At 46.8% G+C, this 8,238-nt stretch carries 9 protein-coding genes; 5 read left to right on the forward strand and 4 right to left on the reverse strand.

Annotation, left to right across the window (positions count from 1 at the left end):
• Window positions 1-119: 119 nt before the first annotated feature.
• Window positions 120-1,241, reverse strand: coding sequence for a 4-hydroxythreonine-4-phosphate dehydrogenase PdxA (gene pdxA / locus AC5JL3_RS24790; protein ID WP_496077014.1), 1,122 nt, complete (start codon window positions 1,239-1,241; stop codon window positions 120-122).
• A 222-nt stretch (window positions 1,242-1,463) separates the two neighbouring features.
• Here pdxA and petM point away from each other — a divergent pair, with 222 nt between their 5' ends.
• The 3 genes from petM to AC5JL3_RS24805 all read left to right on the forward strand — a co-directional run bounded on the left by petM (window position 1,464) and on the right by AC5JL3_RS24805 (window position 3,962).
• Window positions 1,464-1,613, forward strand: a complete 150-nt coding sequence (gene petM / locus AC5JL3_RS24795) for a cytochrome b6-f complex subunit PetM (protein WP_192222279.1) — start codon at window positions 1,464-1,466, stop codon at window positions 1,611-1,613.
• A gap of 174 nt (window positions 1,614-1,787) precedes the next feature.
• Window positions 1,788-2,771, forward strand: a complete 984-nt coding sequence (locus AC5JL3_RS24800; protein WP_496077015.1) for an SDR family oxidoreductase — start codon at window positions 1,788-1,790, stop codon at window positions 2,769-2,771.
• Window positions 2,772-3,044: 273 nt separating this feature from the next.
• Window positions 3,045-3,962 (forward strand): NAD(+) kinase, encoded by a 918-nt coding sequence (locus AC5JL3_RS24805; protein WP_496077020.1) that lies wholly within the window; start codon window positions 3,045-3,047, stop codon window positions 3,960-3,962.
• A gap of 112 nt (window positions 3,963-4,074) precedes the next feature.
• Here AC5JL3_RS24805 and AC5JL3_RS24810 read toward each other — a convergent pair whose 3' ends face one another.
• Window positions 4,075-4,257 (reverse strand): hypothetical protein, encoded by a 183-nt coding sequence (locus tag AC5JL3_RS24810; RefSeq protein WP_496077016.1) that lies wholly within the window; start codon window positions 4,255-4,257, stop codon window positions 4,075-4,077.
• Between the two features lie 41 nt (window positions 4,258-4,298).
• Here AC5JL3_RS24810 and AC5JL3_RS24815 point away from each other — a divergent pair, with 41 nt between their 5' ends.
• Window positions 4,299-6,113: an ABC transporter ATP-binding protein gene (locus tag AC5JL3_RS24815; RefSeq protein WP_496077017.1), complete on the forward strand. Its 1,815-nt coding sequence runs from the start codon at window positions 4,299-4,301 to the stop codon at window positions 6,111-6,113.
• A 22-nt stretch (window positions 6,114-6,135) separates the two neighbouring features.
• Here AC5JL3_RS24815 and AC5JL3_RS24820 read toward each other — a convergent pair whose 3' ends face one another.
• On the reverse strand, window positions 6,136-6,282 hold the full coding sequence (locus tag AC5JL3_RS24820) for a hypothetical protein (RefSeq protein ID WP_496077018.1): 147 nt from the start codon (window positions 6,280-6,282) through the stop codon (window positions 6,136-6,138).
• Window positions 6,264-6,479, reverse strand: a complete 216-nt coding sequence (locus AC5JL3_RS24825; RefSeq protein WP_496077019.1) for a hypothetical protein — start codon at window positions 6,477-6,479, stop codon at window positions 6,264-6,266. The genes AC5JL3_RS24820 and AC5JL3_RS24825 overlap by 19 nt, the downstream gene beginning before the upstream one ends.
• 14 nt (window positions 6,480-6,493) lie before the next feature.
• Between AC5JL3_RS24825 and AC5JL3_RS24830 the strand changes: the two genes are divergently transcribed.
• The gene (locus AC5JL3_RS24830) at window positions 6,494-8,158 is read left to right on the forward strand and encodes a WD40 repeat domain-containing protein (protein ID WP_496077021.1); all 1,665 of its coding nucleotides are present in this window, start codon (window positions 6,494-6,496) and stop codon (window positions 8,156-8,158) included.
• Window positions 8,159-8,238: the final 80 nt, after the last annotated feature.

Raw genomic sequence — 8,238 nt, forward strand, 5'->3', positions numbered from 1 at the left:
CGTTACTTCTGTCAAGTCAGAGTTTATTAAGAAAGATGTGACTAATGCATAGCTTTTTAAGGGGGATTTAGGGGGATCTGCACTACATAAACGAAGCTAACAAAGTTTGAAAACACTCCCTAGACTGTCACCTCTGCACCTGATGGGTGAAGAAGTCTGAATCTTTGGTTGACCAGTTCCGCCGCTAGCTGAATTGCCGCTTTCATACTCGTTGCATTCGCAATCCCAAGTCCTGCAATATCAAACGCTGTACCGTGGTCAGGAGAGGTGCGAACAAAAGGTAAACCAATCGTTGTATTAATCGCCCGGTCAAATGCCATTAGCTTCACAGGGATTAAGCCTTGGTCATGGTAAAGCGCTAGGTAGGCATCAGGAACACCGCTTGGCAAAGAAGGGTTATACCAAGCTTGACCGGCATTAACCCAAAGAGTGTCCGGAGGCACGGGGCCATCCAGTCTTAACTCAGGACGTTTTTGGCGTTCTTGCTCTAACCAGGGAATCAACCAATCCTCTTCCTCACGACCCAGTTGACCTTGCTCTCCACTATGAGGATTTAAGCCAGAAACCGCAATCCAAGGTGTCTTCAGCCCAAAATCAAGCTGCAAGCACTCCACGAGTAAGTCAAGTTTTTTTGTCATCAACTCAGGTGTTAGAGTATCCGCAACTTGACGCAGGGGAATGTGGGTAGTGGCAAGGAGGGTACGCAGTAACCAATCACTATGAGGCGATCGCGCAACAAATAACATCCCGAATCTCTCAGCCTTTGCGTACTGCGCCAACACCTCCGTTTGCCCTGGATAGTTATGTCCTGCGGCTTTCCAGAGAGATTTTGCGATCGGGGCGGTAACAATACCATCAAATTCACCAGCAAGGGTGCGAGTAATTGCCGTTTCTAGATAGGAAAAACTTGCCGCGCCACTTGCCGCATTCCCAACACTAGGAGTAATTTGCTGTTCTGCTGATGCCTCTAGTTCAATATCAAGGATTGATAAGTCCTCTGGATCTGCCAGTGCCTCTCCTCGTTCAAGTCCCTTCTGTCGTAGTTGGGTGTAGGAGGATTGTAAAAGCGATCGGCTGCCAATCACGGTTATCTCATAGGCTTGAGTAACATCTGGGTCTGCCAATGCCTTCAGCACTACCTCTGGCCCAATTCCCGCAGGGTCTCCTAGGGTAACGGCTAACCGGGGACGGACTGAGTGTGAACCCAGTTGTTCTGTAAAGAAAGTTTTTTCTGTCTTCATTTTTTGATTGCATCCCCAATTCGGTGCCGCTACAACCATTCCTAATGCTTTTCGTCGAGTATTAACTGCCTCACTGTTCTAAAATACCCCCTAGGGCTATGGATGCCTCTTCGATTAGCCGTCAAATTCTTACCTTAGTCTAGACTTGCTAGGTAGCAGGTAGTGTTGAGGGCGGTAAGGTTAACTTATAAACTTTTTTGCGCTTGTAGGAGATGAGAAACAATGAACACTGAAATTTTTAATGCAGCCGTGTTGTCCTTTACCTTGATTCTCGTGGGCTTGGGCGTGGGCTTTTTATTGCTCAACATCCAGAAGAAAATCGAAGGGGCTGATACAAAGATGAGAATCCAAGGGAACAAAGACAAGGCTTAAGGGCAGCGCCGATGTGGTTGGCGAGAACGTTGTTGCGTTTTTGTGCTACATCGGCATCCCTAGAGTAAAAGATTTTTGTTGAGCGATCGCATTTATTTGCCTTTCTCTGGGATAGCGCAAGTATTTCTGATAAGATCGTGTAGAAAAGTTAAGATTCTTTACTAAAACTCATAGATGAACTTGTTGGTTGTTGGTGCAACAGGCACATTAGGAAGACAGGTGGTTCGTCGCGCCCTAGACGAAGGCCATCAGGTGCGCTGTTTGGTACGCAATCCGAGAAAAGCAACATTTTTAAAAGAATGGGGAGCCGAAATTTTTCAAGGCGACCTCACATCTCCAGAAAGTCTGCCTCCTGCCCTTGAAGGCATGACGGCTGTCATTGATGCAGCAACATCCCGACCTACCGACTCCTTGACCATCAAACAGGTGGACTGGGAAGGTAAAGTCTCGCTAATTCAAGCAGCAGCAACGGCTGGTGTTGAACGATTTGTCTTCTTCTCAATTCTGAATGCCGAGAATTTTCCTGATGTCCCGTTGATGGAAATCAAGCGATGTACAGAAGTATTCCTTGCCGAGTCAGGATTAAATTACACAATCTTGAAGCCCTGTGGCTTTTTGCAAGGATTAATCGGTCAGTATGCGATTCCGATTTTGGATGGGCAAGCCGTTTGGATTACTGGTGATTCTTCTGGGATTGCCTACATGGACACTCAGGATATTGCTAAATTTGCCGTTCGTGCCCTTGAGGTTCCAGAAACGGAGAAGAAAACCTTTCCTGTTGTCGGAACCCGTGCTTGGGAACCCTACGAAATTATCCGCCTATGTGAGCGGTTGTCTGGTAAAGATGCCAAAATTGCCCGACTTCCCCTCAACCTTCTACGGGCAGTACGTCGGGTTGTACGATTTTTTCAGTGGGGTTGGAATGTGTCGGATCGGCTTGCCTTCACTGAAGTCCTAGCAAGCGGAAAACCGCTGAATGCCTCAATGGACAAAACGTATCAGGTCTTTGGGCTAGACCCTAAGGAAACAACAACCTTGGAAGCCTATATGCAAGAATACTTTAGCCGGATTATGAAAAAGCTCAAGGAAATTGATTTCGAGAAAAACAAAGCGAAAAAGCAGGCAAAGAAAAGATCTCCCTTCAAAACTAAATCTTAAAAGTTTTTGGGCAGAGCAAAACTAATGTAAGATAGGTCACGATAAGATTAGTTAATAAGCAAAAATACTGGAATATCAGCTAGAGGTGTCTTCTAAAAAAAGATAGAGCAGGACTTGTTTACTACTGTTCCTGTTGACACCTCTAGCCTTATAATCAGTAGCTTTTGGAGTGAATGGTTGTTTGGCTTCGCATTGCCAGGGAACCGCCTGTCTAAAATCTAGGCATCATTCTAATTGTTCAAGACTATTTGACCCCTACGTGGACTAGTGAGCGTGCCCAAAGTAGGCATTATATACAACGACCTCAAACCCGTGGCTTGTCGTGTCGCGGTAGAGTTGGAAGAAAAACTCAGTGCTTCGGGTTGGGATGTCTATATGACTACCGGAATCGGAGGAATCTTGGGCTATTCACGTCCTGATTCTCCCGTTTGTCATACGCCAATTGATAAGCTTGCCCCTCCCGGCTTTGATGAGCAAATGAGTTTTGCAATTGTGCTAGGCGGAGATGGTACAGTTCTCGCCGCGTTTCGCCAGATTGCTCCATTTGGCATCCCTCTACTAGCTGTAAACACGGGACACATGGGTTTCTTGACAGAGACTTATGTTAACGAACTGCCGTATGCCTTGGAACAGTTAAAGGAAGGAAAATACGAAGTTGAAGAGCGGACGATGCTGTCAGTTCAGGTCATGCGTAAGGATAACCTGTGGTGGGAAGCATTGTGTTTGAATGAGATGGTGCTGCACCGGGAACCCTTGACCTGTATGTGCCATTTTGAAATTGAGATTGGTCGTCACGCAGCGGTAGATATTGCAGCAGATGGCATTATTATTTCAACCCCAACTGGCTCGACGGCTTATTCTCTTAGTGCTGGGGGGCCAGTCGTAACGCCTGGAGTGCCAGTGCTGCAATTAGTGCCGATCTGCCCTCATTCGTTAGCGTCTAGAGCCTTAGTCTTTGCTGATAGTGAGCCAATCACGATTTTTCCAGCGACTCCCAATCAGATGGTAATGGTGGTTGATGGGAATGCCGGGTGCTATGTGTTGCCAGATGATAAGGTTCAGATGATGCGATCGCAATATAGTGCGAGATTTATCCGCTTGCAACCCCCAGAGTTTTTCCGAATTTTGCGAGAAAAATTAGGTTGGGGCTTACCCCACATTGCTAAACCTACTTCAGTTGAATTGCCGTAGCTGTTTGTCAGTAGTTTAGACTTAGTCATTCATATTTTTCTTAAGTCTACCCAGCCTGTCCAACGAGAATTAGGTCGGGCAGTAGATGCATTTGCCGAAGCAGGCGATAACCCTAACGGGACTCCTTTACCTGGAGAGTAATGCCTTCAGCTTCCAGATATTTCAAGGCTAACGCTGCCCCAATACTTAAGTTGACTACAGCGGACGCTGTACTGACGATTCTTTCGTTGGCGCGATCGCACCTAAAAAAACCTGCTACAAGCATATCTTGACTAAGAGTCGAAAAACTAGGCATAAGTTGACCAGAAGATGAAAAGACAAAGGAAACGCAACTCTTTGAGATTTCCTACACGGGGATTGCGTCAATCTCTATCAGTGTTTCGCTACAGCGGACGAGCGTTGGGGTTGGTATGGACGACTAGCCGCACTCTAACTGTTGTGTTGGCAGTTTTGACGCTGACGGCCGGTTTATTACCAGCAGCGATCGCGTATCTTGGGAAGTTGATTGTTGATAGTGTTGTTTTGGCATCTGGGTCGGGTGTGGAAGCTCATCGCTGGACGGCTTTGGGCTTTGTGGGGTTGGAAGCGATCGCGGTGATGTTGCTGGCAGGTAGTCAACGGGGTTTGACGGTTTGTCAATCGCTACTACGGGTACTGCTGGGGCAACGGGTAAATGTCTTGATTCTGGAGAAGGCACTGACACTCGATCTTGTCCATTTTGAGGACTCAGAGTTTTACGACAAGCTGAATCAGGCGCGGCAAGAAGCCTCGCTTCGTCCTCTCTCACTGGTGACGCGGACGTTTGGGCTGATTCAGAGTGCCCTGTCGCTGGTGACGTATGGGGGTCTGCTGCTGAATTTTTCCCTTTGGGCGGTTGTTGTCCTGCTTGTGGCGGCGTTACCTCCGTTTATTGCAGAGACTCGGTTTGCTGGAGAAGCGTTTCGTTTGTTTAAATGGCGATCGCCTGAAACGAGACAGCAGCATTATCTCGAAACGTTGATTGCTCGTGAAGACTATGCGAAGGAGGTTCAGCTCTATCAGCTAGGGGATACGATGCTGCGACGCTACCGCGATATCTTTGATCGACTTTACGGTGAAGATAGGGATTTGACGATCCGGCGGGGATTGTGGGGATACCTCTTGGGGTTGCTGAGTACGGGGGTATTTTATGTTGCCTATGCCTGGATTGTGCTGGAAACTATTTTCGGTCGCATTTCCTTAGGGGATATGACGATGTACCTGATGGTATTCCGGCAAGGACAGTCTACGTTTACTGCTGCTTTGACTTCGATCGGGGGGATGTATGAGGATAATCTCTATCTATCAAACCTTTACGAGTTTCTAGAGCAGGATGTTCCTAAACCTTGTGGGAAGGCGCGTCAGGGAGTGATTCCGGGGGATGGTATTCGCTTCGAGAATGTGTTTTTTACCTATGCAGGAGGTTTGAAACCTACGTTGAAGGGTATTTCGCTCCACATAAAACCGGGAGAGAAATTAGCGATCGTTGGTGAGAATGGTTCAGGCAAGACGACATTGATTAAGCTCTTGACCCGATTGTACAGTCCGGATTCTGGGCGTATCCTTCTGGATGGATTGGATTTGCAGGAGTGGGATGTTGAGGTTCTGCGGCGACGGATTGGTGTAATTTTCCAGAACTTTGTCCGCTACCAGTTCACCGTTGGGGAAAATGTGGGTGTGGGAGACGTGGAACATCTGGAAGACGAAGCACGCTGGGAAGTGGCGGCAGAGAAAGGTACGGCTCAACCCTTCATTAAAGCGATGCCAGAAGGGTTTGGCACTCAGTTAGGGCGCTGGTTCAAGGGAGGACAGGAACTATCTGGTGGTCAATGGCAGAAAATTGCTCTCTCGCGAGCCTTTATGCGGACTGGTGCAGACATCTTGGTACTCGACGAACCAACGGCAGCGATGGATGCAGAGGCAGAGGTGCAAATTTTTGACCACTTTCGTAAGATTACCCAGAATCAGATGGTTGTTTTAATTTCCCATCGCTTCTCTACAGTGCGAATGGCTGACCAAATTGTAGTGATGGCAGGAGGAGAACTTCTAGAACAGGGAACTCACGAGGAGTTGTTGAAGTTGGGAGGACGCTATGCTCGGCTTTTCTCAATCCAGGCGGCGGGATATCAATAGAGCATCATAGAAGGCTTGGTAGCTACCTGCGTAGTGATTTGCCTTGATTCTGTGCTGCTGTAATTACCCAAAGGTAAGCCAGAAAAGGTAGAAAACTTTCTAAGAGTACGATTTGGTTCTCTGGATGAGGAATTGTCTGGTGCGATCGCATCAGTGTTGCAGTTGCCACCAGAAGAGTTGACTCGCCTGTTGCTTACCCTTTCCTGTAAGGAGTTGTTGAAACGGTTTGGAGAGGAGTTTAATAGATAAAGTCGATTTCAGCTTACGGCATAGTAGGAACAAAACTACCATCACCACCGCCAGTACACCCACAACAACAGGCTTCGCCACTACCAGATGCAACAGTTGTTGCCACGTCTGTTTCACAGTCTAAACCTCAGATTTGGCAATGTGTCCGTACCCTCACAGTAGATTTTGGATTAGTTTACTCTGTCGCCATGACCCCCGATGGACAGACTCTTGTCAGTGGCTGTGGGGACAAAACAATCAAAGTTTGGGATCTGAACACGGGCAAAGCAATTCCCACTCTTATGGGTCATTTAGACTTAATTTACTGTGTTGCTATCAGCCCGGATGGACAGACGCTTGCCAGTGGGAGTGCTGACACAACAATTCAAATCCGGAACCTGAAGACAGGACGCTCAATTCACACCCTTGGTAGTCTGTTCTCCGGACACTCCCGCTATGTTCATTCTCTCGCTATCAGCCCGAACGGACAGATTCTCGTCAGTGGGAGTGCAGACAATACAATTAAGGTTTGGCATCTAGGCACGGGAAAAGAAATTCGCACACTCACTGGACACTCAGGTACTGTTTGGTCTGTTGCCATTAGCCCGAACGGACAAACCCTCATCAGTGGCAGTGGAGACAATACAATCAAAATTTGGGATCTAGATACGGGCAGGGAAATTTGTACTCTAACAGGTCATTCAGCAGCAGTTAATTCTGTCGCTATCAGCTCTGATGGTCAGACTCTCGTTAGCGGCAGTTTCGATCAAACAGCAAAGCTTTGGGATCTGCGTACAGAATCACTTTTACGAACCCTAACAGGTCATGCAGCCAGCGCTAATTCTGTAGCTATTAACCCTAGTGGACAAACCCTCGCCTGTGCCAATGGAAAGAACGCCATTCAACTGTGGAATTTAGCAACCGGAGAATTGATTGGCAACCTTACTGAGCATTCAGAAGAAAAATGGTCGCCCGGATTATTAGCAGGAGTCGTAGCTGGTTTAGGATTTTCACCAGCTACAGTTATTTTCAGCCTTGATGGTGAAGTTCTTGTCAGCACAGCTCTTAATAGTATAAAAATTTGGCGGCGTGACTTAACATCTTCTAACTCACCTGATGGTTCTACTGTTATTAGTGGTAGTGAGGACAAAAACATTAAGCTTTGGAATAGAAAAACAGGGGATGAAATTCATACCCTGTTGGGTCACAACAAAGCAGTTACATCACTTGCTATCAGCCCGGATGGGCAGATTCTCGCTAGCGGTAGTGATGACAACACTATTAAGCTGTGGAATTTGAAAACTAGGCAAGAAATCTGCACTCTCTCTGGAAAATCATCAGGTTGGGCATTCATACAGTCAGTTGCCTTTAGTCCTGATGGAAAAATTCTTGCCAGCGCAAGTTTTGACTATACTGTGAAGTTTTGGGATGTAGCTACTGGCAACCTAATTCGCGATCTCACTTGGCATAAAAATGTAGCGCGTTCCGTTGCTTTCAGTGCAGATGGACAAATGCTTGCCAGTTGCAGTAACGATAAAACTATTAAAGTGCTGGATTTAACTACATATCAAGAGATACATACCTTAATTAGCCACTCGAAAGCAGTTACAACGGTTACTATTAGTCCAAATGAACAGGTTCTCGCTAGTGGTAGCGATGACAATACTGTGAAGCTGTGGGACTTGAGAACAGGTCAAGAAATATGCACTCTATCAGGGCATTTATCTTATATTCAATCAGTTAGCTTTAGTCCTAATGGGCAATTCCTTGCCAGTGGCAGTCACGATAAAACTATCATGATTTGGCGGTGTGACTGATTCGGCGCATGATTGGCGCAGCCTAAGTGCATGTACAATACTCAATACATCATGAGTCCACTGAGGAAGGATTAACGTCA

The organism is Symplocastrum torsivum (assembly GCF_059505465.1).

What these genes read in the sequence shown, in the direction of transcription:
- pdxA (WP_496077014.1), bottom strand. Translation starts at nt 1,241, where the DNA reads ATGAAGACAGAAAAAACTTTCTTTACAGAACAACTGGGTTCACACTCA.
- AC5JL3_RS24810 (WP_496077016.1), bottom strand. Translation starts at nt 4,257, where the DNA reads ATGCCTAGTTTTTCGACTCTTAGTCAAGATATGCTTGTAGCAGGTTTT.
- petM (WP_192222279.1), top strand. Translation starts at nt 1,464, where the DNA reads ATGAACACTGAAATTTTTAATGCAGCCGTGTTGTCCTTTACCTTGATT.
- AC5JL3_RS24800 (WP_496077015.1), top strand. Translation starts at nt 1,788, where the DNA reads ATGAACTTGTTGGTTGTTGGTGCAACAGGCACATTAGGAAGACAGGTG.